The organism is Rhodococcus sp. NPDC019647 (genome assembly GCF_044389235.1).
In the GTDB taxonomy this organism is placed as follows: domain Bacteria; phylum Actinomycetota; class Actinomycetes; order Mycobacteriales; family Mycobacteriaceae; genus Rhodococcus_F; species Rhodococcus_F oxybenzonivorans.
Map to the genome: position 1 here is coordinate 24,591 of NZ_JBIRXS010000028.1, position 25,868 is coordinate 50,458.

General features: G+C 63.8%; 24 protein-coding genes. 6 read left to right on the forward strand and 18 right to left on the reverse strand.

Features of this window, described 5'->3' with window-relative positions; translation table 11 throughout:
- Positions 1 to 105 precede the first annotated feature (105 nt).
- Together istA (ACH49N_RS31455) and istB (ACH49N_RS31460) are read left to right on the forward strand one after the other, a co-directional pair.
- Positions 106 to 1,644, forward strand: a complete 1,539-nt coding sequence (istA, locus tag ACH49N_RS31455; RefSeq protein ID WP_159929406.1) for an IS21 family transposase — start codon at positions 106 to 108, stop codon at positions 1,642 to 1,644.
- Between the two features lie 64 nt (positions 1,645 to 1,708).
- Positions 1,709 to 2,473 (forward strand): IS21-like element helper ATPase IstB, encoded by a 765-nt coding sequence (gene istB, locus ACH49N_RS31460; protein ID WP_159929404.1) that lies wholly within the window; start codon positions 1,709 to 1,711, stop codon positions 2,471 to 2,473.
- A 123-nt stretch (positions 2,474 to 2,596) separates the two neighbouring features.
- On the opposite strand, the gene ACH49N_RS31465 is transcribed toward istB (ACH49N_RS31460), so the two are convergent.
- Entirely contained in the window at positions 2,597 to 3,550 is a 954-nt protein-coding gene (locus ACH49N_RS31465) for an alpha/beta hydrolase (protein ID WP_317840493.1), read from the reverse strand.
- 669 nt (positions 3,551 to 4,219) lie between these two features.
- On the opposite strand from ACH49N_RS31465, the gene ACH49N_RS31470 reads away from it, so the two are divergent.
- Positions 4,220 to 6,136, forward strand: coding sequence for an NACHT domain-containing protein (locus tag ACH49N_RS31470; RefSeq protein ID WP_358276622.1), 1,917 nt, complete (start codon positions 4,220 to 4,222; stop codon positions 6,134 to 6,136).
- 1,137 nt (positions 6,137 to 7,273) lie between these two features.
- Here ACH49N_RS31470 and ACH49N_RS31475 read toward each other — a convergent pair.
- The 4 genes from ACH49N_RS31475 to istA (ACH49N_RS31490) form a co-directional block, all read right to left on the reverse strand.
- Entirely contained in the window at positions 7,274 to 7,609 is a 336-nt protein-coding gene (locus ACH49N_RS31475) for a hypothetical protein (RefSeq protein WP_317840495.1), read from the reverse strand.
- Positions 7,610 to 7,680: 71 nt separating this feature from the next.
- Complete coding sequence (locus ACH49N_RS31480; protein ID WP_317840496.1) at positions 7,681 to 8,544, reverse strand: hypothetical protein; 864 nt, start codon at positions 8,542 to 8,544, stop codon at positions 7,681 to 7,683.
- A 525-nt stretch (positions 8,545 to 9,069) separates the two neighbouring features.
- Positions 9,070 to 9,861, reverse strand: a complete 792-nt coding sequence (gene istB, locus ACH49N_RS31485; RefSeq protein WP_317747508.1) for an IS21-like element helper ATPase IstB — start codon at positions 9,859 to 9,861, stop codon at positions 9,070 to 9,072.
- The gene (istA, locus tag ACH49N_RS31490; RefSeq protein WP_317747509.1) at positions 9,861 to 11,396 is read right to left on the reverse strand and encodes an IS21 family transposase; all 1,536 of its coding nucleotides are present in this window, start codon (positions 11,394 to 11,396) and stop codon (positions 9,861 to 9,863) included. The genes istB (ACH49N_RS31485) and istA (ACH49N_RS31490) overlap by 1 nt, the downstream gene beginning before the upstream one ends.
- Before the next feature lie 146 nt (positions 11,397 to 11,542).
- Here istA (ACH49N_RS31490) and ACH49N_RS31495 point away from each other — a divergent pair, with 146 nt between their 5' ends.
- Together ACH49N_RS31495 and ACH49N_RS31500 are read left to right on the forward strand one after the other, a co-directional pair.
- Positions 11,543 to 11,896, forward strand: coding sequence for a hypothetical protein (locus ACH49N_RS31495; RefSeq protein WP_317840497.1), 354 nt, complete (start codon positions 11,543 to 11,545; stop codon positions 11,894 to 11,896).
- 99 nt (positions 11,897 to 11,995) lie between these two features.
- The gene (locus ACH49N_RS31500; protein ID WP_317840498.1) at positions 11,996 to 12,586 is read left to right on the forward strand and encodes a hypothetical protein; all 591 of its coding nucleotides are present in this window, start codon (positions 11,996 to 11,998) and stop codon (positions 12,584 to 12,586) included.
- A 370-nt stretch (positions 12,587 to 12,956) separates the two neighbouring features.
- Here the strand turns inward: ACH49N_RS31500 and ACH49N_RS31505 are convergent, their stop codons facing one another.
- From ACH49N_RS31505 to ACH49N_RS31565, 13 genes are all read right to left on the reverse strand, one after another.
- Positions 12,957 to 13,307 carry a hypothetical protein gene (locus ACH49N_RS31505; RefSeq protein WP_397504827.1) on the reverse strand — a complete coding sequence of 117 codons (351 nt, stop codon included), beginning with the start codon at positions 13,305 to 13,307 and terminating at the stop codon, positions 12,957 to 12,959.
- A 613-nt stretch (positions 13,308 to 13,920) separates the two neighbouring features.
- On the reverse strand, positions 13,921 to 14,559 hold the full coding sequence (locus tag ACH49N_RS31510; RefSeq protein ID WP_317840500.1) for a hypothetical protein: 639 nt from the start codon (positions 14,557 to 14,559) through the stop codon (positions 13,921 to 13,923).
- Between the two features lie 11 nt (positions 14,560 to 14,570).
- The gene (locus ACH49N_RS31515) at positions 14,571 to 15,131 is read right to left on the reverse strand and encodes a hypothetical protein (RefSeq protein ID WP_317840501.1); all 561 of its coding nucleotides are present in this window, start codon (positions 15,129 to 15,131) and stop codon (positions 14,571 to 14,573) included.
- Complete coding sequence (locus tag ACH49N_RS31520) at positions 15,128 to 18,331, reverse strand: LysM peptidoglycan-binding domain-containing protein (protein WP_317840502.1); 3,204 nt, start codon at positions 18,329 to 18,331, stop codon at positions 15,128 to 15,130. The genes ACH49N_RS31515 and ACH49N_RS31520 overlap by 4 nt, the downstream gene beginning before the upstream one ends.
- Entirely contained in the window at positions 18,328 to 18,789 is a 462-nt protein-coding gene (locus tag ACH49N_RS31525) for a TadE/TadG family type IV pilus assembly protein (protein ID WP_005560298.1), read from the reverse strand. The genes ACH49N_RS31520 and ACH49N_RS31525 overlap by 4 nt, the downstream gene beginning before the upstream one ends.
- Complete coding sequence (locus ACH49N_RS31530) at positions 18,786 to 19,238, reverse strand: hypothetical protein (RefSeq protein WP_317840503.1); 453 nt, start codon at positions 19,236 to 19,238, stop codon at positions 18,786 to 18,788. Before ACH49N_RS31530 ends, ACH49N_RS31525 begins: the two co-directional genes overlap by 4 nt.
- Positions 19,235 to 19,651: a hypothetical protein gene (locus tag ACH49N_RS31535; RefSeq protein WP_317840504.1), complete on the reverse strand. Its 417-nt coding sequence runs from the start codon at positions 19,649 to 19,651 to the stop codon at positions 19,235 to 19,237. The genes ACH49N_RS31530 and ACH49N_RS31535 overlap by 4 nt, the downstream gene beginning before the upstream one ends.
- A gap of 190 nt (positions 19,652 to 19,841) precedes the next feature.
- Positions 19,842 to 20,099: a hypothetical protein gene (locus ACH49N_RS31540; protein ID WP_317840505.1), complete on the reverse strand. Its 258-nt coding sequence runs from the start codon at positions 20,097 to 20,099 to the stop codon at positions 19,842 to 19,844.
- Positions 20,100 to 20,225: 126 nt separating this feature from the next.
- Positions 20,226 to 21,125 carry a type II secretion system F family protein gene (locus ACH49N_RS31545; RefSeq protein ID WP_007299973.1) on the reverse strand — a complete coding sequence of 300 codons (900 nt, stop codon included), beginning with the start codon at positions 21,123 to 21,125 and terminating at the stop codon, positions 20,226 to 20,228.
- The gene (locus tag ACH49N_RS31550) at positions 21,122 to 21,997 is read right to left on the reverse strand and encodes a type II secretion system F family protein (protein ID WP_317840506.1); all 876 of its coding nucleotides are present in this window, start codon (positions 21,995 to 21,997) and stop codon (positions 21,122 to 21,124) included. Before ACH49N_RS31550 ends, ACH49N_RS31545 begins: the two co-directional genes overlap by 4 nt.
- Positions 21,997 to 23,643: a CpaF/VirB11 family protein gene (locus ACH49N_RS31555; protein WP_317840507.1), complete on the reverse strand. Its 1,647-nt coding sequence runs from the start codon at positions 23,641 to 23,643 to the stop codon at positions 21,997 to 21,999. Before ACH49N_RS31555 ends, ACH49N_RS31550 begins: the two co-directional genes overlap by 1 nt.
- Complete coding sequence (locus ACH49N_RS31560) at positions 23,640 to 24,419, reverse strand: hypothetical protein (protein ID WP_317840508.1); 780 nt, start codon at positions 24,417 to 24,419, stop codon at positions 23,640 to 23,642. The genes ACH49N_RS31555 and ACH49N_RS31560 overlap by 4 nt, the downstream gene beginning before the upstream one ends.
- 45 nt (positions 24,420 to 24,464) lie before the next feature.
- A complete protein-coding gene (locus ACH49N_RS31565) occupies positions 24,465 to 25,172 on the reverse strand; it encodes an SAF domain-containing protein (protein ID WP_317840509.1) in 708 nt (235 codons plus the stop codon).
- Between the two features lie 263 nt (positions 25,173 to 25,435).
- On the opposite strand from ACH49N_RS31565, the gene ACH49N_RS31570 reads away from it, so the two are divergent.
- Complete coding sequence (locus ACH49N_RS31570) at positions 25,436 to 25,564, forward strand: hypothetical protein (protein WP_358276621.1); 129 nt, start codon at positions 25,436 to 25,438, stop codon at positions 25,562 to 25,564.
- Positions 25,565 to 25,868 lie beyond the last annotated feature (304 nt).

A 25,868-nucleotide genomic window follows, 5' to 3' on the forward strand; every position in this document is an offset into this window, starting at 1 on the left:
GGGCGTGTTGGCGGGGGTTCGGGTGCTGCTACAGGTTCGCTCCTGACTGGGCCACCGACAACGGGCCCGGGAAGGGGCCTGACGGTGGCAAGGAGAACGTGGACGATGACCGATCTGATGGAGTTGTTCCGGCACTGGCATGCCGGCCGATCCCAGGTGCAGATCTCGACGGCCCTGGGAATCGACCGCAAGACCATCCGGAAATACCTGGCCCCGGCGGTCGCGGCCGGGTTGGCGCCGGGCGAGGGCGGGAAGTTCGAGGAGGCCCTGTGGTGGGAGTTGATCACGGGATGGTTCCCGGAGGTCGGCGACCCGGCAGCGCGGGCGGTGACATGGCCGGCGATCGCCGCGCACCACGACTGGATCGATGGGCAGCTGACCGCGTCGGTGACGGTCGCGACGATCGCGCAACGCCTGCGTGACGACCACGGCGTCATGGTGTCGGAATCGACGGTACGTCGTTATGTGGCAGCGCAATTCGCCGATCAGGTCGCCGAAGCGAAGGTGACGGTGCCCCGGGGCGCGGTCCCACCCGCCGACGAGGCCCAGGTCGACTACGGCAAGCTCGGGATGTGGCGCAATCCGGTCACCGACCGTCGGGTGGCGGTGTGGGCGTTCGCGATCATCCTGAGCTGCTCGCGGATGCTGTTCGTCCAGCCGGTGCTGCGGATGGATCAGTCCTCGTGGTGCGCCTCGCACGTGGCGGCGTTCGAGTTCTTCGGCGGTGTCCCCGCCCGGATCGTGTGCGACAACCTCAAGACCGGGGTCGACCGGCCGGATTTGTACGACCCGAAGATCAACCGGGCCTACGCCGAACTCGCCGCCTACTACGGGGTCCTGATCGACCCCGCCCGCGCCGGCAAACCGAAGGACAAGCCGCGGATCGAACGCCCGATGCCCTATATCCGGGATTCGTTCTGGAAAGGACGGGAGTTCACCTCCTTGGCGCAGATGCAGGACGCCGCCCTGGCCTGGTGCATCGACGTGTACGGTCGGCACAATCACCGCGGCCTCGACGGAGCCCAGCCGACCGCCGTCTTCGACGCCATCGAAAGACGCAGGCTCACAACACTTCCACCCAGACCGTTCGAACCGGTCCTCTACCAGGTCGGCAAGGTCGCCCCGGACTGTCACGTCAAGGCCGGCAAGGCCCTGTATTCGGTGCCCTGGCGGCTGATCGGCCAGCAGATGCTGGTCCGCACCTGCAACGACATGGTGCAGATCTTCGCGGGCGAGCAGGTGGTCGCCACCCATGTGCTGCACCTGTCGGGGCGGTCGACGAACGTCGAGCACTACCCACCGCACAAGATCGCCTACGCACTGCAGACGGTGTCCTGGTGCCGGGCGCAGGCCGAGCAGATCGGCCCCGGCGCGGTCGCGATCGTCGCCGAGTTGTCACAGGTCAACGCCCTGCACCGGCTCCGGGCCATCCAGGGCATCGTGCGGCTGCGGGACCGTTACGACGACGCCCGCCTGAACGCGGCGTGCGCCCGCGCCCTCGAGGTTGGCGACCCCAGCTACCGCACCGTCAAGGGCATCCTCGCCGCCGGCACCGAACACGACGGACAACCCGCCCCAGCCGTCGCGCAGGCGCCGGCGTTCCTGCGCGGACCCGACGCGTTCGGCAACGAACGCACCGCCTAAGCGTTGAGCGAGGCTATGACATGCACTGCACAACAATTACTTTCACAAGAGCAAGGGGATGGTCATGACAATTCACGACCCCAGCCTGCGGGCTGCGTTGAAGACGTTGAAGCTGACCGGGATGCTCGACACCCTCGACGCCCGGCTGACCCAAACCCGGGACGGGCAGCTCGGGCACCTCGAGTTCCTGCAGGTGCTGTGTGAGGACGAGATCGCCCGCCGGGAAACCGCGGCGCTGGCCCGTCGGCTGCGGCGGGCCAAGTTCGAACAACAGGCCACCTTCGAGGACTTCGACTTCACCGCCAACCCGAAACTCCCGGCGGCGATGCTGCGGGATCTGGCCGCCCTGCGCTGGCTCGACGCCGGAGAGTCGGTGATCCTCTACGGACCCGTTGGTGTCGGCAAAACACATGTGGCACAAGCACTCGGCCATCATGTCGCCCGCCGCGGTGGGGACGTGCGGTTCGTCAAGTGCTCCCGGATGCTCGCCGACCTCGCCGGCGGTCATGCCGACCGCACCATCGGTCAGCGGATGCGCGAATACACCCGGCCGCTGGTGTTGATCATCGATGATTTCGCGATGCGCGAGCACACCACGACCCAGTCCGACGATCTCTACGATCTGGTCTCGGACCGGGCGATCGCCGGCAAACCCCTGATCTTGACGAGCAACCGCGCCCCGAAGGACTGGTATCCGCTGTTCCCGAACCCGGTCGTCGCCGAATCGCTCCTCGACCGGCTGATCAACACCAGCCACCAAACCCTGATGGACGGCCCGTCCTACCGGCCCCGCAAACGACCCGGGCACCGCACCGCCAACGCAACCTGATCCGAACCCCCATCCGCTCGGGTTACCCTCGACTCAGCACACCCGAGCATGGGGAATTACGTGACGGACACCCCTGGGGAAATACGTGACGGTCGACAGTCAGGTCTCAGGCACGCGCAGATCTCACGCCCCGACGAGGTCGGATTTGGACCTGCGGGTGATGTCCTGTTCGCGGCGCCCTACCGCGCGGCCGAGCAGTCGATCGAGACTCTCGCTCACCACGTCAGGGCGCTCGAGTCCGACCATGTGCCGCGCTCCGCTCACCGGGATCAGTTCGGCGAGGGGTAGAGCCGCGGCGAGTCGCTGTGAGTGCCCGATCGGGGTCACCCTGTCCCGGGTTCCACAGATGATCGACGCCGGCACCCGCGCGAGCACGTCGAGCGCCGGGGAAGCGTCGTAGATCCGCAGATCACGAAGGAAGGCGGCCACGGTGGCGATCGGCGTCGCGTGGACCATCCCGTAGGACGTGGCGGCGGCACGGACACTTGCACTCGGAGCAAGCGGGCAAGTTACGCCGACCACTGGCGACAAGATGCGACGTGAGAAATTCCAGCCCCGGCCGACGAGCCCTGGGGCGTGAGCTGATGCCGTCCGCAGCAACGTCACCGCCGGCGTATTCAGAGCGCGCCCGATGCCGGCGCCAGCGACATTGTCGACGGCGGTCGAGATCAACCCGACCCCGACGATTTGCGCGGCCGCGGCCTCTTGGTGATGGGCGACGTAAGACATCACGGCCATCCCGCCCATCGAGTGCCCGACGAGGACAATCGGACCCTTTGGCGCCACCGTACGAATCACCACATCCAGGTCCCGTCCAAGCTGGCTGATCGTGTAACTGTCGGTGTCAGCCGCGCCGGATCCGCCATGGCCGCGGTGATCGAAGAAGACCAACCGGGCACGCCCCCGCCAGACCTCGGCCAGGTAGGCCCGTTGCGGTGCCCAGGCGTCCATGTGGAGACAGAATCCGTGCGCGAAAATTACAGTGACCGGCGCTGTCCGGGATCCGATCTCACGCACCGCAAGAGAGGTGCCGTCGGCGGTGAGGACGAGGTGTGTGCGATCCCCGGGGGCTCTCATCGCTGGCCATCCAGGCCTCGGACCGACCATCCGCATCCATACTGGTCCGCGCGGTAACGCCCGGTGAGCGACTCTGAATGAGGTAACCACCAACGATGAGGGTGGCGGATCTTCTTCGCGTCCGTCGGATGGATGCGGCGAACCTCAACATTCATCGGTACCACTCCCTAGTCCCAAGGGGGTGCGGCGACCATGACATCACCGACACCACGACAGCAATTGCGAGGACCATAGGTCCGGACCTGGACTGCCCCCTGAATCGCGCAACTCCGCCACGACAGGCGCACCTCCGTCCTAGGAAGTGCCGCCACTTCCCCTCATTTGGAGGAAGATCCGCCCCACCGGGGATGTGTGACATTGCTTTGGACCGGACACAGTGGTCCCAATTGACACCGGCGACGCAGTTAGACAGCCTGAACCTAGATCCCCTGTACTCGGGAGGTCGATACATGGCGGCCTGCCGGCAGTCGACTCCATGGACACGCAGGCCTTTCCCCGAGGGAGCAGGATCCGCGAACGAGACCGTCGCTGTCGCAGAATCGGGCGCTGGGCTCCGAGCGATAGCGGTTGGGATGCCGAGCCGACGCTGTCAACTCCTGGCACATATATGGCACATGTCGTCACGACCTCTGCCGCAGATCGTGGTCATTGGCACCGTACGATCGACGGATGATTGATCCGGGGAGCGCTGCCGTCGCCATCGGCGCCACAAACGCAGCTACGACTCTATCGATGAACGCCCACAAGGGCGTCGGGGCGGCGCGGCGCAGGTTCCAATTGCTGGGAACATTCGATGCTCAATGGCTTTCACTGCGCCCTGAAGATGCGGAGTTCGATGGACTCTCCGCAAAGGACGTGGAGGATATTGAGGAATTCCTCTCGTCGCGCCAGATGGAGCCGATACTTGCGTTCTACTTGATCACGATGCTCTCAGGTCCTGGTCCCGAACGCGATCAAGCACTCCTCACTTTTAAGAAAATCTTTGCAAACGAGGCTCAAAAATGGCTTGCGGACAGCAAAGGTAAATGGAAGAATCAGATCTCCTTGATTCAATCAAGGATTGAAGCGCTCTACGACGGCACGCTCGAACAAGGTTTGTTCGAGAGCTACCATCAGCAGGATATCGAGGGATTTACGGCCTTCATCAATTCCCCTGTATTGGGCGGAGCCGGAACAAAATCCCGCGGTGAACAGCACCTAAAGCGGCTAATCGACCTAATGCGTGACGTTCCGGGTTTAGTGAAGTCCCTAGAGACTAGTCGCCACCTCGCTCAGACCATCAGCGCAGTCGAACACCAGCCCATCATTACCCACACGGAACTCGATGGTCCGTCCGATTTCGAATCCCTGTATGTTCAGCGCAATTTCGTCCGAGACGACGATGAACAGATCGTCGACGCCGCTGACCTGAACCCCTCGACCGCCCCATTCCGGATGGTGGTTATGGGTCATCCAGGAGCTGGTAAGTCCACCTTCGTCCAGCATTTCAGAAAAACCGTGTCGGGTCTGGACTCTGCGATTCCAGTAGTCGAGCTAGTGTGTCGCCACTATGTAAAGTCTTTTTGGGACAAATCGATCGTGAAACACGCGGTTGAATCAATCAAAGCCGAGCATTCAATAGCGATTTCGACCGAACAATTTGAGAATATGCTTCTGCTGGGACGGGTGTGCCTGGTTTTTGACGGCCTGGACGAAATTACCGAACAGGCGAAGCGCGCTCAAATGATATCGCGCATCGAAAGCCTGGTCGGGCAGTATCCGGTTTGCTCTGTCCTGGTCACGTCGAGGCTCATGGGGTATGAGCGCGCCCCACTCACGAACAGCATATTTGACCACGTCAGGCTAGATCAATTCGATGATGAACAATTCGATGAGTATTGCACTCGGTGGTTCGGCAAAAAGGGTCGAACCGATTTGGTTGACAGCTTTATTCACGATTCCGAATCAGTGTACGACCTGAGATACAACCCCCTGATGCTCTCGCTCTTGTGTGCTCTCTACCGAGAACACGGATCACTGCCTACGGACCGTCGCGACGTGTACGCCAAATGCGCGGACCTACTTTTCCGGCGGTGGGACAGCCATCGCCAGATTGAACATTCGGGTGCGATGCCTAAGTACGCCGAGCGACTCATGCAGGAGATTGCAAACTGGGTATATACCTCAACTTCCGTCCAAGACGGAATCGAGGAGCAACAATTGGTGAAAGTACTAGCTCATTCACTCATTGACAGGGATGGCTTCGACTCCATCGATGCCGAGCGCGACGCGAAGAGTTTCGTTGAGTTCTGTGCAGGTCGCGCCTGGCTTCTCGCGAGTTTTGGCACCAACAGTCGAGGTCAGCGAATGTTTCGCTTTACACATCGCACGTTCCTCGAGTACTTCGCCGCCGAATCCTTCGCTCGGCGAGCCGAATCTCAAGAAAAAATCTGCGACGAGATTCAAAGTGTGTTCGATCGGGACCCAACATCCGTGGTTCCCGAGTTGCTCATACAGGCCTACGATTTCCATCGAGACGGTGGCGGTCCGGCTGTATTCAAGCAGATTCTGCGGTCGAATGCCCGGAATCTTCTGTACTTCGCCTAATGGAGGGCATAGGGATGTCCTCGCAGCTCCGCAGCCAGGCATTTCAAAGCATCGTTTGGGGATGGTTGGAGCACCCCAACAGTATTTCTGCACTTGAATTCGAAATAACATTGAGCCTGAACGAGCAAGCGCGCGCACAACTAGTACGTGAATTCCTTGTTGAAGAGGCTGGGCCTCAACGTGACTCAGTGCGCGCAATCTTCCTCGACGGATGGGCGGGCCTGATGCTAAGCGGCTCGTTCTTTCGCTTTCAAGAATATTGGGCACCGATCTTCTCCAGCGTTGCTCACAGCATGGTCAGTCGCGGAGCGGAACTGGAGTCGCAGACGACCGTAAATTGGACGATCTCCCTTGGTTTACGCCCGGAGCAACACACATGGAACGGGTGGGATGCAGTCGCGTGTGTCAGCATTTATGACGTAGTCCCTGGGCTCGTCTGGTGGACGATAGAGGCACGTCTAGGTCGGATGGAAGAACTTCCAGATAACCCTGTGCAGGTGGATGCCATTCAGGAGGCCCACCGAAAGATAGTCGATGGCTCGCGGATACCAGTTCCCCTACTCGTGGAACTTCGAAGCATCCTGCTTCGAAATGGGACCGAGTACTTGCAATGGGATCGGCCGAGTAGCTTCGCCACTCACGCACTGGACACGATCCTCCTCGAGCTAGTCCAGTACGTGATTTTCGCAATGCATGAGGCCCAGCAGGACGTTGAACCCTTCGTACGGATGATGAAACCAAGCTTGTCAGGCGGCGATCTAGGTGCCGCCCTCACCTGGCGGGACTTCAAGGTAGGACTGAGGAGGCGCCCAGCACGAAAGGTCGAGAGAGCTGCCAGGGATGTTATGCAACGCCAACCCGCATGGCTGCGGGACTGGTGCGACGGCCGACGATCACTAGTCCTTTGGGATGACGAAGTGCGGTAACCGTACAACGTTCAGCGCGAGATTGTTCCTGCCATCCTCAGTACAGGGGCTTTCCCTCTTCAAGCTGCGGTGCCTCTCTCTGGAGCGTCTCCCCGGACAAGTCCCGCACATACGCGATTGCAGACGCAAATTCGGCCAACAGCGCGCCGTCTGACAGGGTTACGCAAACGGATGCCTGCGGTACCAGTCAACGACCCTATGGATTCTGCGCCTATCGACCGATCAACGGCCACGCCCCGTCGGCCGTCCGCCCCAGTGGGATCTCGGTACACACGATGTCCTCGACCGAGTAGGCGATCGCCCCGCACCGAGGGCACTGGCCGGGCAGCTGTTGGTGTCGGATCATTGCCCAGTGCTCGTCACACAGCAGGTAGTCCACGCGAGCGTCGAAGTGACAGCAGTCCTTGACGACCGCTGCCCAGCGGGCCGCACGCACGAAGCCGACGGGGTCTCCCGTGAAGTACTGGGGATCCTCCGCGCAGAACTCACACGGCAGTTCCGTTTGAACGATCGATCGCACCGGAGCGGAGTGAGCCACCTCGTCCATACCGATGCACTCCCCACTCTCTGAAGACCAAGTATGCAACCGATCCTCCACACCTTCCCGTCAAAAGGCGTTCAGATCCAGACGATCCACCACAGCGGTGGGACCGCGATTGCCACGGCGGTTCCAGCGATGAGAAACGGTGCGAAACCGAACTCTCCCAGGTCTTTCTGACGCCGGATCGCCTTCACCCCCGTCATCACCAAGAGGGCCAGGACGTTCGGTAGCAACATGCCCGAGAGCACATTCATCCATCCGACCCACCCCAGCGCTGCCCCGAGGATGCAGCTCAGCCGCACGTCGGCGAGCCCGGGATAGCCGCGGGTGACGATCGCGAACGCAAGGTTGAATGCGAACACCAGCACACCGGCGAGAAGTGCGCGCCCACCTGCCGCTGGATCTTGATCCACCGCCACCGCGAACGCCCCCAACATCAGGCCCACTGCGGTGGTCAGCCGGATCAAGGTCAGCGGAAACCGCAGCGTGAAGTGATCGATCCACGCTGCCCACACGCACAGCAGGCTCAGCGCTAGCCAGGCAGGCAAGATCGCGTCGCCGCCGGCAAGCATCACGGCGCCGAACCACACGCCCGCGGTCAGAGCCGCGGGACCGAGCCGCCGGGAGCAGCCCTCCGTCGCGATCTCGACGGCAGCACACAGCCTGACCATCATCGGTGCCGTCGCCACGCTCAACGCCGCACCAAACGCGGCACTGGTGACGGCAACCCACCACAGCCCTGTTGTGCCGTATTCGGCATCAAGCCACCGAATTGCGAACCACACCACCACACTCGCGACGACGACAATCCCAGCAGGTGCGTACACTGTCGCCGACAGATGATCACTTCGTTGCCCTGCCGCATCTTCAGCACCGACGGCCGGCGATTGTGGCTCCTCGCTGGGGCCACTGCCCGCCAGCTCGGACGTCGGTTCGGTCATCTTGGGCACTCCTCCGCAACTGCGCGACAGACATAAGGGATAGATCGACACTAGCCGTCCACCTGGACAGTCTCAGCACCACCGAACCAATGCGGGAGCCCGCCCACTGGAAGGGCCCTTCGAGAAACCGCTGCTTGACCCGCTGGTGCGGCGGTGGTCGCGCCGGGCGTCGTTTTGTTCAGGTCATCACATATCACTGGACTCGACATTACGTCCTCCCTGTCGGACTGGAATAGAAGCGAGTACTCGTGAATCGACGAACCACCACGGAAAATTGCTGCACTGTCCCTCATCACGGCCGCCATCCTCACCGGGTGCAACAACACAGAAGCCGAGACCGTGTCCCCGTCAGCCGAACCAGCTGGTGCTTTCACACGCGTCGAGTGGTCGACGAACCCCACCGTTGGTCAAGGTTGTCAATGGCCAGTGGGTCCTCCCCGTAGGCGGCCACGAGTTCTCCCCGGTGGCGGCCAGATAGTGTTCCCCAACGGCGGCCAGTTATCTCCCCGCCGTTGATGTGCGGGTTCAGCTGAAGGGCTTGACCCCCTTCCCTGCGGTGGCTTGGGCGAGACGGTAACTATCGCCGGCGGTGACGACGATGTGAGCGTGATGCATGAGCCGATCGACCGTGGCGGTGGCGAGGGTCTTGGGCATGATCTCGTCGAATCCAGACGGATGCAGATTGCTGCTCACAGCCAACGCGCGACGCTCGTATGCGGCATCGACGAGCCGGTAGAACCCTTCAGCGGCATCCGGGCTCACCGGCAACAGCCCGATATCATCAACAATGATCAGGTCGGACCGGATCAGGCGGGCCATCGCCCGGGCGAGGGAGTCGTCGGCGCGGTGCCGCCGCACCAGCACCCCGAGATCCTCGATGGTGAACCACGCGACGCTGAGTCCGGCCTCGACCGCGGCCTGCCCGAGCGCCTCACAGAAGTGGCTCTTTCCCGTTCCGGATGGTCCACAGACACAGAGGCTTTCGCGACGAGCGACCCATTCGAGGGTCTTGAGGGCGTCCTGGGTGGGCCGCGGAATCGAGGACGCCTGCTCGTCCCAGTCCCCGAACGTCTTCCCGGCGGGGAACCCGGCTCGTTTGCGGCGGGTGTGCAGGTTCGCTCGGTCCCGGCCGGCGGTTTCCTCGGCGAGCAGCACCCGCACCAACTCGGCCGGATCCCAGCGTTGTGCCTTCGCGGTGGGAATCACATCGGGCAGCACCCGCCGGATGTGCGGGAGTTTCAGGCGTCGGGTCAGCTCGATCGCCTCGGCGAGCGGATCTCCGGTGGAGGCGGTCACGGTGCGCAGCGGTGCGGCCATCAGGGGCGGTCCTCTTCGTTGTTGTCGGAATCAGGCAGGGCGGCAGTGCCGGTGGCGCCGAATCGGGCCCAGGCGGCGGTGCCGGGTTGCAGACTGTGCGTTTCACTGGCGCGGGTGGGTTCGGCTCCGCCGCCGCCGAGTTGGTAGTCGAGGATGGCCAGCAGATCGTGTTCGCCGAACCGCCCGGTGACCGCGGCGGTGCCCAAGGCTCGATCGACCGCGGCCGGGGTGTGCAGTTTGGACAGGGCAACGGCCTCGGCCATCTTCGCCGCGATCCGGCGGGTTCCCGCGGCGGCGGCCTCGACCAGCCAACTGCCCGCGCCCGGCCCGATCATCAGAAACGCCGCCTCCGCGGCGTTGACCGCCTTCGGCCTCCGATCGGTGTCCTTGTCCTCACGAGGTGGGTAGTGGGCGTCGTCGATAACCGGGGATCCGGGCATCCCGCGCAGGTGGCGAGCCACCTCGGTGGGTCCGCGCTCGCCCACCGCGGTGACGATGAGCTCGTCGCCGTGGAAGCGGGCCCAGACCCGGGTGTCGACCAGTTGGTGCGGCACCGAGTACCGCACCGCCTCCACCGAGATCGTCGCATCCCAGTTCACTCGCCGGGTGGTGCCGAACGCGATCGTGAACGGGGCCTGCGGCAGCGGATGCAGCCGGGTGCGTTCCTCGGCCAGCATCTCCTCCGGGCTGCGGCGGGTTTCCCGGTGCATCCGCTCGTTGACCATGGTGCAGAAGTCGCGGCAGGCGGCCTCCAGGGCGCCGAAGGTGCGGTATTCGTCGAGGAGATTGACGTCGGTGGGCACCAGATCGGCCTTGGCGATCCGCACCGTCGCCTCCGACCCGCCCTTGGTCTCTGGGTCCGCCGGCACACAGGTGCGGATCGTGACCCCGTAGTGGCGGCCGACCTCGACGATCTCGGTGTTGCGGACCGCGATTCCGGCGATGTGGGAGGTGGTGACGGTCTTCTCGTTATCGGTCAGCGCATATGCCGGGACCCCGCCGATCCGGCGCAAGGTGGTGTCCAGGCACGCGACGATCGTTGGTAACGTCTTGTCCCAGACCGGGATCACCACCCGATACCGCGACCACGCCAGCCAGGCGCACCAGAGCGAGGTGCGCCGGCCCCGGATCATCGGGCCCTCGCCCCAGTCCCATTGCAACCACAGCCCGGGCTCGGTCACCCAGGGCCTGTAGACCCTGCGCCGGCCGGCCCGGTACTGCGCCTTGGCCTCGGCCACAGTGCGGCGAGTGGTGCGTTCCCCGCCGGTGAATCCCATCGCCTGCAGGCGCTCGTGGACGACGTCGGCGCGGATCCGTCCGTTGGAGCGGCCGACCAATTCTTCGATTTTCGGCAGAAATGCATCGATCGCCCGATCCCGGTGCTTGCGCTCGGTCGGCGACTGCCCGGCCTCGCGCATCTTCACGTAGCGGGCCACGGTGTGGTGATCACACCCGGCCAGCTCCGCGGCGGCACGGTAGCTGCCGGTCAGGTCGTATGCCTCGAGTATCTCCATGATCTCCCTGCTGTTCTTCACCCGTCCGAGCCTTCGCCCGGCGGAAACCGATGAGACGGGCGGGGAGTTATCTGGCCGTCCGCGGGGAAAATGCTGGCCATCAGTGGGGAGAGAAATGGCCGCCTATGGGGAGTATTCCGTGGCCGCTGTCACAAGGTCAGCCCGGCGTGACCGACGCTCAGACCCGGATATCCGAGACACAGCCGGCGATGACTGCTACGCAGGCCACCGCTGCCGCCGAATTGCCGCCCACGAGCGCTCAGTGCGGAATCGTCACGAACAACCTGAACGGTGCGACTGCACCTGTGATCATCATCGCCGGAACTCCGAGCTGCCCGACAGCACTGAGCATCAGTGATCGCTACCTCAACGACCGCACGGTCGCCGCACAAGGACAAGGGCGATTCGCTGTCATTGACGGTTGGAACTGCAGCTGGCCCTACCTTCCGGACCGATCACACGCCGACTCCTATCTGCAATGCGTCGACCCGACCGGGAATGCCGTCAAGATCGGCGACTGACACAGAACACCGCGGCACACTGAACCTCGTTTAGCCCACGCGCGACGCGCCGACATCGGCGCTCGCACGAACGACACCAGACGAAGGCAGTATTGACTCATGGGGGCACCAGTGAAGAAATCCACGCGCAACTCACGTCGGCCGCGTCGTGGCTGGTCCGCATCGCCGGTCCGCAGCTATGCGGAATACACCAAGCGTCTCGCCGCTGGAGCGAAAACCGTCGTCATCGATGCCGACCCGGAGAACTGGCTGGACCTTGGCCACGTCCCCAGCCAAGTCGAGGTCAAAGTTATCGGACAAACCTGCGCGGGAATCGCCGGCGGCTCCATCGCAGCCGCCGGCCGGTGCTTCGTCCAAGCGTCCAATCACGCCAGGGTCACTGCCTATGAACATGCTCATATCGAAGCGTTCGACGACAGCACCGTCGATGCCCGCGGTAAGAGCCATATCGTTGGCACCGACAACGCCAGGATCCGCGCAGAAGACAGCGCCATCGTCTTCGCGCACAGTCATTGCCACGTCCAAGCCAACGGTCAAGCTCTGATCGCCGCTACCGACACCACCACGGTCCGCATCGATGGCGAGGCCCACGTCCGAGTGAGCGGTGGCGTGCGCATCATCGGGCCCGGTCGACCCGCGAATGTCGAAACCCATCCGATCAGCCGTCCCGCACGCCACCTCAATTTCTGAGCGAGGCGATCCCCGCTGTCCGGATGCCGCGGGGCACAAGTGTCGAGCTGGGCAGCTAATCCACGCCCCACGCTGCACTCACTCCGTTCTGTTGGTTTCCTCAGGAGACGACAACTCGTCTCCTCGTAAGCGAGCCAAAACGTAGCAGTGGGCTTCTCCATCACACCCTCACTCGATCTGGCAACCAAACTCCAGCAGCAGCACCACTTCCCGATCTGAGCTACTTCACGGACTCATTGCACAGCTCGCGACGTCGACACCACAGGCGACGCGAGGGCATCGATCCGCGGACTCAGTCCTGCGCGTCCAGCGCCACTGAGTTTCTGACCGAACCGACGCCGCACCAACATCGAACGGAGTTCACGTCGAATCAATTGGGCGTGACCAGCACCTGCAGCTCACCGATTCGCTGTTGGTAGTTGGAGGTCAACGGAACAGGCACGACTCCACCTGCTCCGCCACCTGGCCATACTGCTGTCCAGTTCACAATCCACGCCGACGTCGCCGATACGTTGTTCACGCCGCCGGGCTGCGTAATCGATGTCTTCTCGATGTGGTGACCGCATGTCGGGGATGGCAATCCACTCGGTGGGGTCAGCGGACTGGCGTCGATCAGGTCGTTGTACGGGGTGAACGGCAGAAGCGCTCCCGGGCAGATTGTCGGGAGGGACCCGTCCCCCCAGTTGATCGTGACACTCGAGTTGACAGCTGTGGCAGTCACCACGACGCCTCCCGGACCGGGGACGATCCGTGTCACGGGGCCGACGGTGCTCTCCCGGATCTGATCCGGGCAAACCCACGCCCACGCGTTCTTTCCGACCAAACCGGTTCTACCACCAGGGAAGTTGGCAGGTTCGGGGGTCCAGCACATCGGCGGCTCCTCAAGTTGCATGCCGGTCACGGCTGTTCCCACCACATTCATGACTTGCGCCATGCTCACCGGAGTGGCCGGCATACCGACATCCGGACTCAGCGGCACGCAGTCCGTGAATCGGCCGCACGCCTTCAACTGCTCCCGAACCGGAGGTCCCGTAGGAGCGGCCACGACGTCACTGCCACCACCGCTGTATCCAGACCCACCACCGCCCGTCCCCGCTGCGATCCCCCCTGAGGAGCCGCCGGAGCCAGGCGACGCCGAAGGTACCTGGACGTAGCTGCCTTGAACGACAATGTTCGCACCCAGATTTCCGGAACCTGGAGCGACGTCTATTCCTCCGGAACCGAAGCCGGGTTGTCCAAGCGCTGAGTGTGGCGACGCAACCAGGCTCCCCAGAACCAGCGCGCCGATCACGGCCGCATGAAAACGACGACGATTTGGCATGTGTTCTCCTTGGTTATGGTGCATCGCACGGCACGTATCGGGCTGCTGCATCGCTGGTGACTCGCCAGCCGTTTGCATCGGGCCACTCCGCATTCCGGACGGTCAACTGGGCGAGGACAAACTGCGGCCGGTTGACGTCGTAGGCGGGACTACCGTCTGACTTCGTCCAGGTCATACCGGAGATGTCGGTGCAGGCGCGCACGTGGACCCAGGCGGGCCCGGAGATAGCCTTGCCGTCGTCGCCTACAGGTATGCCGGCGTCGGTAATCCTCGCATCGACAACCTTGACGTCGCCCGCTCCGACCACGTTCTGCGATCGACGCAGGGTGATATCTCCCCGCCAGCTATCCAGCACGGGACCACCGGCAACGGTGTCGAGCTGCTCAATCGGCGCAGCGGCATCGCCATCAAGCTTGCCCACGACAGCGTAGAAGTCATTGACCTTCGCAAGCGCCTGTTCACGTGCCAACTCGTCAGGAGTCTTGTTCGAGGTGTCCGCCCCGTCGGGACCCTCGAACGCCGGGTCACCGGTGACAGTGAGCTCTACCGCCGGATCCGCCGCGTCGGTATCGGAGCAGGCGGCCACGCCGACCAATAGGGTCGTCGCAGCCAAGGCAGCGACGGCGGTTCGGCGGATGGTGGTGTGTGCCATAGTCGTATCTCCTAGAAGAGTCCGGCGTTGCAGGGCGTACCGGGCAGTGTGTAGTCGGCTGTGACTCTCCATCCTGCTGGGTCGGGCCAAGCGGTGTTCGTCAGGATCGGCTTCCCGAGCTCGAGAACGTCGGTAGCGCGGGCCAGGCAGACGTCCATCTCGATGGTTGCGGTGCCGGGCGTAGGGATGCCGTTTTCGTCGATCGGGATGTTGTGGCGGGTGATGGTGTTCTTGAGAACCTTGACCTCGCCTGCGTTCGCCTCGATGCGATGCGCAGTGATGTCCCGCCTTGTCGATTGAAGGAAGTTGCCGGCCGCGACATTGTCGAGATCTGCGGGGTTGGCGGCGGGATCGGCGCTCAGTCGCGCGAGCACCGTGTAGTACTCGTTGACCTTCACCAGTGCGGCTTCACCGGCCTGTTGCTCGGGGGACTTTCCGGAGCCGGGTGGTCCGGTGAACGTCGGTCCGGTGTTGGTTTCGAGGGTGACCGGTTCTGGGGTCAGGATGCTGCAGCCGGCTGTCAGGCACATCGCAGCAGTGAGTGTCGCCAGTGCGGCGATGCGGCACGTCATGATGCTGCTCCGATCCGGTAGTGGCTGCCGTAGGTGGAGTCGAGCTGACTCAGGAGCATCTTGGTTTCGTGTTCGGGCTCTTCTTCAAGGGCGTCGAGCTCGGTGATCATGCGATCGATCAACCTTTGGGTGGTATTTGTGTCACCCGAGAAGTGGGTGGCGATGATCGCCGCACGCCAGCACCCTTCGTGGACAATGTCGACCTCGAGGCCCGTCTCGGCGGCGGCGTGTGCAGCCGCGAGGTCCTGGGGAACCTGTTGGCCGCGGATGTAGCGGGTGGCGAGCTCCTCGGCGACGTCGGCAACGGCGGAGATCATGTCTTGCTTGGTGTGGTCGGCCCACCCGTAAGCGGTGGGGTCATCGCTACTGAAAGGTTGACCGGTGACCAGAGCTAGTGCGGCGGATAGCCGGGCGGTGTCGACGTCAGCGGGATGGGCGTTGACGAGTTCCTGCCAGTAGTCCCAGTCGGTCGTGACGGCGTCGTGGAGCCGTTGCGGGGTCCGGCCGGTTCGATCTCCGGACTTGATGAGGGCGGGTTCACCGGTCTCGGTGTCACCGAGCCACTTACGCAGGCGAGAGAGCGCTTCGTTGCGGCGCCGGCGGAGCCGGGCCTTCGCTTCTTTCTCCTGCTCGGCTGTGCCGGTTCTGGCGGCTTCGACGTCATGGGGCCAGATTTTGCTGTCGATGTCCGCGGCGAGGACACCGCCATCCGTGGTGATGAGAAGCGCGGCGATTTCGGTCAGGCTCTTCTCTCGGCCTTCTGCCGGCCCTGGTGACGGGGGTGTGACGGCGGGTTCGCCGAGCAGCCTGATCCAGATGTGATCCGCCTCCGGCAGCACGCCTTCTGCGGTGACCTCATCCGAATCGGACGGCTCTGGTCGGTCGACGGCATGGTCGAGGCTCCCGACCACGCTGAAGGTGGCGGGATCGGAGCTGGTGATGAACTCCAGGGTCGAGAGGTCGTTGTCGAGACGGGCTGCTTCCCATCGAATGTCAGGGTTATCGCCCGTGTAGGCAACGCGAGGTTCGCGTGAGGTGGTGGTCAGTAGGTCCAGGACAGACGCGTAGCTCTCCTCATCGAGGGTGGTCACTGTGATGCCGGCCGTCGCGATTCCTGGACGAGCAAGGACGGCCGAGCCGTTGTCGTCGACCTCGAGGGTCCATTTGGCGTTGGTATGTGCGCTCTCGGTAGTCACTGCGGCGAACGCGATTCGGGGTGCGTGCCGTGCGATGCCGACGAGTAGCCCGGCCTGTGCCTCGGTCACCGGATCGGCGATCAGAACGATCTCGGGTGCGGTCAGCTCGCTGGTGGTGTACGACGTGCGTGCCTGCGCGATTGACTCGAAGTCGTTGTCCGCGAGGATTTCGGAGTCGAGTTCGAGGTGATTGGCGAGTGTCGTCAGGACCGTGTCGGCGTCCTCGGAGTGGGTGATGCGGCCGTTGTCGATTGCCTCCGGCAGGTCGGCGCAGTATCCGACGAGGTTGAGGTGGAGGCTGTCGGCGATGGGCGAGACTGCGAGCTCGACGGCGAGCGCACGCAGCACCCCGGCTGTTGCAGTCGGGGTGCCGCTGATGGCGAGGTGGCCGATCTGTTCGAGGTTGAGCAAGAGGTCGCGACCGTCGTCGCTGGTTCCGACTGCCGTCAGCGCCGGGTACGGACTGATCTCGGCCTCGGGAACGCTGCGCGGAAACAATCTCGGATCTACTGACCAGGTGGTGTCGTCGATCTGTGTCCAAGGCGCCGGGAGTGAGACCTGTTCGACGAGTCCGAGCTCGATGTCGTTGTCACCGACGAAGACCGCAAGCAGGCCCGGCAGAGCGATACCCGTGGACCTGCGGTGGTGCGCGAGGTGCCGCAATGCGATGTCGACGTGGGTGGTGGTGAGGGGATCAGCGGCGGCCGTGAGTGCCTGCTCCGCCTGGATCGCGGTTTCGGCGGGAAGGGCGATGCGCTCGCCGCGGCGGCGGCGATGTTGTTGCTTGCGGCGACGAAGAGCGAGATGCCCGGTCAGTCCAGCTGCAGCAACCGCTGAGATTCCGAGACCGATGAACACGACGTCGGATGAGCCGTCCTCGGTATCGGTCTCTGCCGGCGCGTCATTGGTGAGGAAGTCGGCAGGCATTTGAGGCTCGACGGGGTCGAGTTGCCAGTTGGGGGCGACATCCACAGGCGCGGGCGCCGGAGCGGGAGCCGAAACAGCTTCCGGAGCCGGAGCGGGGGCGGGAGCGGGGGCGGGAGCCGGAACAGCTTCCGGAGCCGGAGCGGGGGCGGGAGCCGGAACAGCTTCCGGAGCCGGAGCGGGAGCCGAAACAGCATCAGCCGGCGGCACCAAGGCCGGCGCCGGCGTAGCGTCCGCCGCCGCGGAGGCGGCGGTGGGCATGATCAATTGCTGGCCGACCGTGATCAGCTCGCCAGCCGGGGTGCCGTCGGGAGTCGTGATCTCCATGAAACGCAAAGGATCGCCGAGCTCGCGCTCGGCGATATCCCACAGGGTGTCGCCCTGCTTGACCGTATAGGCGCCGCGTACCACCTCGGGCTGGGATGCGGGCAGCTGCAGGGTCAACCCTTCGGCCAGAAACCCTGGCTCGGGGACAGCAGTCCGGTTGAGGTCCAGGATCTCGGCGTAGCGGCGGCCCTCTCCGAGATGCTGCTGGGCCAATCCCCACAGGGTGTCTCCCCGCACGGTCGTCACTGTCGGCCCCGCCGGTTGTACCGCCATTCGGGTGACCCGCGGATCCACCTGTGTCTGCGGTGACGCGCTCGGATCTTCCTGCTGTGAGTGCGGCACGTACGGAGAGGTGCTTCCCACGTCCGCAGGCTGGGTCAAGGCGGGTGCGGCGGTGGCGGTTCCGGCGGTCAGGAGCAAGAGAGCGCCGCTGACGAGGAACGTCGCCGTCCGCTGTTGTGAGCGAAGAAGGCGCAGCTTCGGCGCTTTGACGCCACGCAGTGTCGCCGCGAGTTCGAGCAGAATCGGGACGGTGAAGGTGGCCCAAGCAGCCCAGCCAACAAGGGGAAGAAGGGCGATGAGAAGACTGCCGTCATCTGGACTCGCGAGCAAACCTTCGAAATCCGACCACGGTATGTCGAGCGGATTGCCGCGCAGCGCCCAGAGCGCGGCCGGGATCCCGGCGACAAGCATCACCAGGATCAGGAGGTAGCCGAGTCCGGCAAGGCGGGACCGCGCGGCGTTTGCGCTCACGGAATGTACACCTCCCCGGCGTTGGTGCGGTTGAGATTCACAGCGGCCGTACCGACGAGCAGTTTCGTTCTGGGGTATGGCAGAAGTTTCGAGTTGTAGACGATGCGGGTCGTGATCAGGAGGGTGCGCGGGCCGGTGGGGATCACGTCGCCGTCGACGCCGGCCTCGAACAGGTATCTCTTGGCGGCTGCGGTCGCGCGGACCGGGTCGACGACCGTGTCGATGCCGCGGGCGCTCACCGATCCGATGATCTGCTGACCGGCTGCTCGGGCAGCATCCTCGGCGACGTTGTCGGCTCGCTGGTCGGCGGTGAGCATGCCGCCACCGTCGACGATCAGTCCCCAGACGAAAAAGATCAGGACAGGGGCGAAGACCACCGTCATCAGGGTGACGGCACCCTTGTCGCGGTGCTCCTCCGGCAGGCGGGAGGCGAGTCGCTTACGCAGGGCGTTGGTCATCGTGTGCGCTCCCGGTAGGTATCGATCGGCGAGATTGCGGTAGCGGTGACGGTGCGGGCACCATTGACTCCGGGCCATCCAAGTGCGTCGAAGGAGACCTGGCAGGTCACGGTGACCTCGACCGTGGCGGGGACACCAGGTCTGGTGCGGAAGCCGCTGGTATCGGCGTTGACGTTCATGGTGGCGCACTTGAGGCCTTGTCCGTCCATGCTGCCGGCCGCTGCTTGGTACGCCAGCGGGGTGGCGGTGGCGATGGTGCGGGCGAGTGAGGCTGCACGGGCACCCTCGGTGGCGGCGTGTTCAACCTTCTGGTGCGCCTGTCGGTTGACGCCGTACGCATACATCCAGCCCAGGAGCAAGATCAGGATGACGGTTGCGAGGCACAGCTCGATCGTGACGTCGCCCCGGTCATCTCGGCGGGCGTGGGATATCCATCGGGTGCCTCTCATCCGATTCCTCCCGGGTTGGTGACGCGTTCAGTCGGTTTGGTGTGGTTGACGACGATGGGGAATTCGAGACCCGGGACGAGGGAAGGGGCCTTTCCGGTGATGTTGACGGTTGTTTCGCGGATGTTCTTGCTGACGAGGACAACCGGGATCTGCAGGTCACCGGCGCCTGCCTGGGCGATGCAGGCATAAGCGGCAGCTGTTCCGAGCGCTTGGTTGCCGTACTGGGATCTCGTGTTCTTCAGTGCCTTTTCGGCGCAGCTGTTGGCGACGTCGCGGCCGTGGAAGAACAGGGCGGTTTGCAGCAGGACCGAAAAGATCAGAAGGAATGCGACCATCGCGATGACCGTGACGAGCGTCGCCGGGCCTCGGTCATCGCGGCGCCATCGGTCGATCAACTGTTCCAGTGTGACCATGGTCTGCTTTCCGATAGTTGTTGGACGGCTGGCTTTTCAGGACGGAATAGGGATATACGGCCACGGCCAGGAATCGATTCCGAGCTGCACAAGCAACGCAGCGACCGCCACCATCGCAGCGACCTGGAAGGCCCTCACGAGGTATGTCACGTACTCACCGTCTCTCCAATCGATGCAGCGCTGTCTGATTTCAGTCGGGGATTGCGTTTGCGCGGGACATGATCTTGCGGACGACGATTGCACCGGCTGCGGCGGCGGCGCCGACGACCAAGACGGCCAGGAAGACGTATTCGAGGGTGGAGGGTCCGCGGTCTGAGTCTTTGCCGCCGGCGCGGTGGAGGAGGGTGCCGGCCAGTGCGGCGATGAACATCATCGTGAGGGTGATGTAGGAGGTCACGGCCTCGCGGGCGGTGCGCCGGGTGGTGGTAGCGACGGTGGTGATGCTCATGGTGGGCTCCTTGTGTTTGGTCGATGTGTAGCAGGTGAGCTGGACTGGATGATCGTGGCCGGCCAGGCTCGGCGGTCTGGGCGTCTCGCTCCTTTCGCGGCGCGGGAGGCGCAGCGTCGAATCGGATTAGCCGGTGATGATGGTCAGTGCCGGGATGAGCAGCAGCATGATGAACAAGCCGGCGAGTCCGGCCAGCGGCATAGCCAGCTTTTCGGTGGCCTCCGCTGCCGCACCCTGTTCTGCGCTGGCCTGAGCGGATCGCAGGCCCGCGGCCTTTGCCCGCAGTGATGCGTAGACGGATGCGCCTTTGTCTCCGGTCATGTTCATGATGTCGGCCAGGTCGCCCAGCTCGGTCAGGCCGAGCTCATGGGAGACGCGTGTCAGGGCATTCCACGGGGCTTCGCCGGAGCGCCCGGCTTCGTACAGTTCCTCGTCGAGGCGCAGGAACACCCATGAATCTCCCACCTGCGCAGCGCGCTCGAGGCTCTGGGTGGTGCCGATTCCACCGCGTCGGCACAGCGCGACGAGATCGATGTAGGAGCTCAGTGCCTGCGCGAACTCGGCTCGTGCCGCGGTTGCCCGGCGTCGGATCTCGATGTCGGGGATGAGGAAGAGCAGGAAGGCGGTCGCAATCGACAGGATGGCCGGGATGGACCATCCCAGGCCGACCCCGAATGCAGTCAGGACGAGGTTGAGGAAGGGGAAGATGAGCAGTCCGAGCAGTGCTGCGACGAGCTTTTCCCCGAGTACGTGGGCGGGATCTCGGTGCAGCAGGGCGAGATCGGCGTTGGGGAGCGTGAAGAATTTGCTGTCCTGCAGGTAGGGGTGGACCCGGATGCCGAGTTTGTTCGCCATCCCGTCGATCAGGGAGGTTCCGGCTGTCGACGTGCGCTCCGGGGCCGGTCCGGACAGGCGCGACATGGCATCGCTGAGTGCGGGTTGTGCGCGCATGAAGTAGAGGGCGACCAGGTAGATGCCGATTGTTCCGACGCTCGTGTAGAGGATGACCGTCATCTGAATGCTCATCGCTGCGCTCCTACGAGGTCGGTGCGGTTGACGCGATCATTGGTGCCGATAAAGCGGGGGTAGGTCGGCGGTTTGGTGGCCTGCTTCATCCAGTACAGGTCGGCCGCGAACAGGGTCAGCAGGATCAGTAGCACGATCTGCATTCCGCCCGACTTGTACGGTTCCATGAAGTTGGTGAACAGGAACGCTGCCGCGAGTGTTGTGATCGCGATGATGGTGACCCATTTCGCCTGTGTACGGCTGGATTTTCGGTCGGCCTCGGTGCGGCGTCGGCGCGCGACCATGTCACCGACGTCTTCGGCGAGGCCTTCGAGCACGGCTGCAAGTCCAACGCCCCGCAGTTGCATGCTCAGTAGCAAGGCGCCGCAGATCTTGTCGCCGACACTGTCGTTGAGGTCCGAAGCGAAACGTGTGATCGCATCCGCCGGAGGGACGTTGTTGCGCAGGCGGCTGATGAACGCCGTGATCTCCTCCCGCAGCGCCTCCGGGATCGGAGTGGAGATGATGGTGTGCTCGATTCCCGAACCAGCCTTCATGCTGCTGGACAGGTTGCGGGCCCACTCATCCATGGCCGCCAGCCGACTGATCTGCTGTTCTGCTTCGGGACGGCCGAGCAGGTACGGCAAGCCGACCAGCAGCGCCGGGACCAGAAAGAGGGTGAAGAGCCAACCCGAGAGGGACGACACGACGATGCCGGCGGCGAAGCCCACGACGAGCAGGATCTGGGTGCTACGCGGGATTTTCGACGAGCTGCGGCGCCGGCGCTGACGCGTGGGCGTGGTGGGATCGCGGCGGTCTTTCCATCCCATGACGATGCAGGCGACCCCGGCGCACAGCAGCAGTACCAGGAAGATGCCGATTTGCTGATACATCACGCCACCTCTTCATCGTCGTAGAGGTCGCGTTCTTCGTCGAAGTGGCGAAGGCTGTCGCTGGGGAGGTGGATTCGCTTGAATCCGCCGGCGAGCAGCTTGCGGAGCAGAGGTTGTGGAATGGATCCGAATTCTCCTGTGCCGTCCGAGTATCCCCGGTAGATCGTGGAGAAGGACGGCTTCTTGTCGTCGCCGGGCTCGACGTAGACGACTTCGTCGACGTAGCGGACCGAGGTGCGCGACCCTTCGCCATCGACGCGGACCTTCGTGCCGAGTTGGACGATCAGGTCGATGTGCTCTGCGAGCTGGCGTTCGACGTAGTCCACCGTCGCGTTCATCGGGGGTTCGGTCGCCAGGTTCACCAGACGGTCGACTACACCGCGAGCGGTGTAAGCGTGCGTCGTGGATAGCCCTCCTCTGGCCGTCTGCAGTGCCTTGAGAAGAGCGAGGATCTCGTGACCGGCGACCTCACCGACGATCATGTAGTCGAGCTGCTGTCGCACGAACTCGTACAGGATGTCCGAGAGGGTGTAGCTGCCGGCGAGCTCGCCGTCTGCACCGCGTTCTCCGCCGCCCAGGATTGTCTCGGCGTCGACCACGAAATCCTCGCGGCCTGGCAGTTCGTCGATGAAGAGTTCCCGTTCGGTTTCCGCGATTCCGATTCGCGTCTGCAGAGGAAGCGCATTGGCCAGTGCACGCGTGAAGGTCGTTTTTCCGAAGCCCATTCCGCCGCCGGTGACCACCGAGGCACCGCCACGGACCGCGCACGAGAGGATGGTCGCGAGCTCGATCGGCATCATCCGATGTTCGACGGCGAGCTGATCGAGGGCGATGTTCTTGAGGCGGTGGATGCGAATTGCCACCGAGGGCCGTTTGACCGAGTAGCCCATGACCGACAGTCGGTGGCCTCCGCGCATTGTCAGACGCAGTGACGGATTGAGCCGGGAGAATGGCCGGCCGCCGTTGTCGGCGCGTGAGGCCAGCAGTCCCATCCACTCGAGGAGTTCCTCGGGGGTGTCGACGACTGGGTCGCGGTGTTCATAGTGTCCGTCGGGGAACTTGACGTAGACGGCCGCGCCGTTGAGGAAGATGTCGGTGACGTGCGGCTCTTCGACGAGTTCCTGCAGCGGGCCCAGGTTGAACTGCGCGTCGAAGATGGCCTTGATCAGGGCTTCTTCTTCGACGAGTGTGAAGGCTTCGCCGCCGGAGTTGATGGTCTTCTGGACGTGGTTCTTGACCAGGCCGGTGATCGTCTCACGGCCGAACTCGCGTTCTTCCTCCTCGGTGAACGGGGCGAAGTATTTGCCGGCGTTCTTCGGGTCGTGGCGCTCGCGGTCACGCGCTGACCGGTAGTCACGCAACAGTTCCGCAGCTTCTTTCTGCAGAGCGCGGACCAGGGCGCGATCGACCTTGACCTTCGCGGCGGGCGGCACGGACCGTCGCGCAGTGCCGCTGTGCCCATTGGTGCTGGCCGGTGGCAGTTCGTGTAGGTGAAGCGATCGAAACGGATCAGTGTCGGGGAGCGTGATTTCCGATACCGAACTGCGGCCCCCGCCTGCGAGGTCGGCGTCCGGGATCGGGGCTGAGAAGAAGGGAAGTTCCGTGATCTTGTTCTGCGGAGGCTGAGTCGCGTCGTCGGAGTTCATCGACGTTCTCCTGTCAGTGTCGGCAGCGCAGCATTGAGCGCGGGACCGGACTTCCAGTCCGCCTGATGGCTCACCGCGAATTTGGTGATCTTCGGCCAGGTACTGCGGTGGAGGGTGTGCAGGTAGATCGAACGGCGACGGCGCCATTTGCTGATGGACAACCCGTCCGAGAAGACCTTGGCGTCATCGGAGTCGGGCAGCACTGCGATCACGTCAAGGCCGGTGACTTTCGTGACTTCCTCTGCGTTATAGGGGGAATCACCGATCAGGATCAACCCCAGACTTGCCCGTGATTGCACCGCGGAGAGCTGCTGTCGCAGGGCGTTCTGCGAGGCGCGTAACGCTGCGATTGCCGTTCGCTCAGTGCGGGTGACGATTGCGATCGTTGTCGCGTTGACGATCAATTCGACCGGAGCGCCTCGTTGCCCGATCCGGCCGGCGTCGACGATCACGTTGGTGTCGTCGACGCTCAATCCGGCCAGGTGGACACCCAACGGTCCCCACACGGGCCGCATCGCATCTGTCTGGGCGGAGTGGACCAGCCCCGGGAGCAATGACACCGACGATTCCGGGATCTGGATGAGTTGCTCGGTCAGAGCAGCCTTGAGGCGCCCATGACGATTCGCGTCGACGAGATTGATCAAGGAACGATCGTGATAGTGGTTACCGAGCATGTATCCGGCCAGGACCGGCGAGGACCCGATGGCATCCGCTTCGACGAGCAGAGTCCGGTCGGTCGGTGAGTTCAGGGCCAGCGCGAGCGCCGTGGTGCTCACACCGGGTGAGCGTGAGGCGGATGTCAGTGCGAGAAACATCGCCGATCACCGCACTCGGTTGTCGAGGACGATCGCGACACGCTTGGTTGCGCCGCGGGCGGCGACCCAGTTGGCCTCTGCCTCGGGCACGAGCAGGTTGAGCGTTGTCTCGCCGGCTTCGGGGATCTCCTTGGTGGAGTACACCTGCGCCTTCGTGTTGATCGGGCCCTGTACGGGCGGGTCGTCCTGGTCGCGTGGTGTGTCCACGACACGGACCATGTCACCGGGGACGATCTGCTCGGAGGGGAGGTGGCTGTAGCTCACCGTGATGCCGACCATCGTGAGGCCTTCCCCGGGAACAACCTGATCGGTGATCGCGGACGGGAGCAGGACGGTGCCGGCCGGCAACCGGGTGCTGGCACTCATTCCTACGACGCGGCCGCGTTCGCTGGCGGGCAGCGCACCGAGATCGGCATCGACGTTGACCGATTTGGCGGCCAAGTCCTTGGACTCGATGGTCTCGCCTTGCTGCACCTCGTTCGTCAGGACGAGCACATCGGTGGTTGCGCGCATCGCGTTGACCGCGGTGAGCATGCCGATCACTGCCACCACGACGAGTGCGACACCGATCGCCAGGTAAATGGGGCGTCGACGGACGCGCGCGCGGGTATTCAGATCGGGTGGGTCGTCCTGATCTGCGCCGTTGTGCGCCGGGGGCAGGTCATCCCCGGACGAGCGGAGCTTGTCGATTTTCTTGGTCAGCAGGGATGCCATGTGGTGGTCCTTCACAGTGGACGTGTGGACATATCGGACACTTTCGTACGGCGAACAGTAGAGAGCGACCTGGACAAGTTCGCTGCGACCACGTCACCTGCAAAGCTCCGACGGACTGGTGACGCCATCCGGTGCGACTGGTCCGGTGCGTGTGAGGGCGCCGCTGGGCGCGTGAACCAGCTGCGTTGCGTGGCGGATTTCGGTGGGGCGGCGACCGTGTTGCTCGCTATGGCGGTAGTGCACGCCGTTACGTTTTCGCCGGTATGTACATGAAAACCTGTGCGTCCAGCGATATCCCGACCTCGGGTGCCGGAAGCGACGGTTTCAACAATCCGGCGTTGGGCAAACTGTGCGGCATGCCGTTGACCGACTACTTCTACTGCCCCGTATAGACAGTCGGGTTCGAAATGGTCCGTGTAAACATTCCCGCGGCCCGTTTTGGGAGTCTCTGCTTGGGCCGACCATCGCCTCAGCACGACTAGCGATCCGTGCCGTGCCACGTCGAGCACGAGTAGCCGAACGCCGAGCACCGTCCCCGTCGATCGCACACGTGAACCCCATTGTGCTGCACGTGGCATAAACGCTTTCCCCTCCGCAACCCGCCTGGGCCCTCCCCCTCGGCGCGACTGTCGACCCGCACTTGTCTGCCTGCCACGCAGCTGTGAGTCTTCTGGGAAAACATTCCATCAGGTCAAG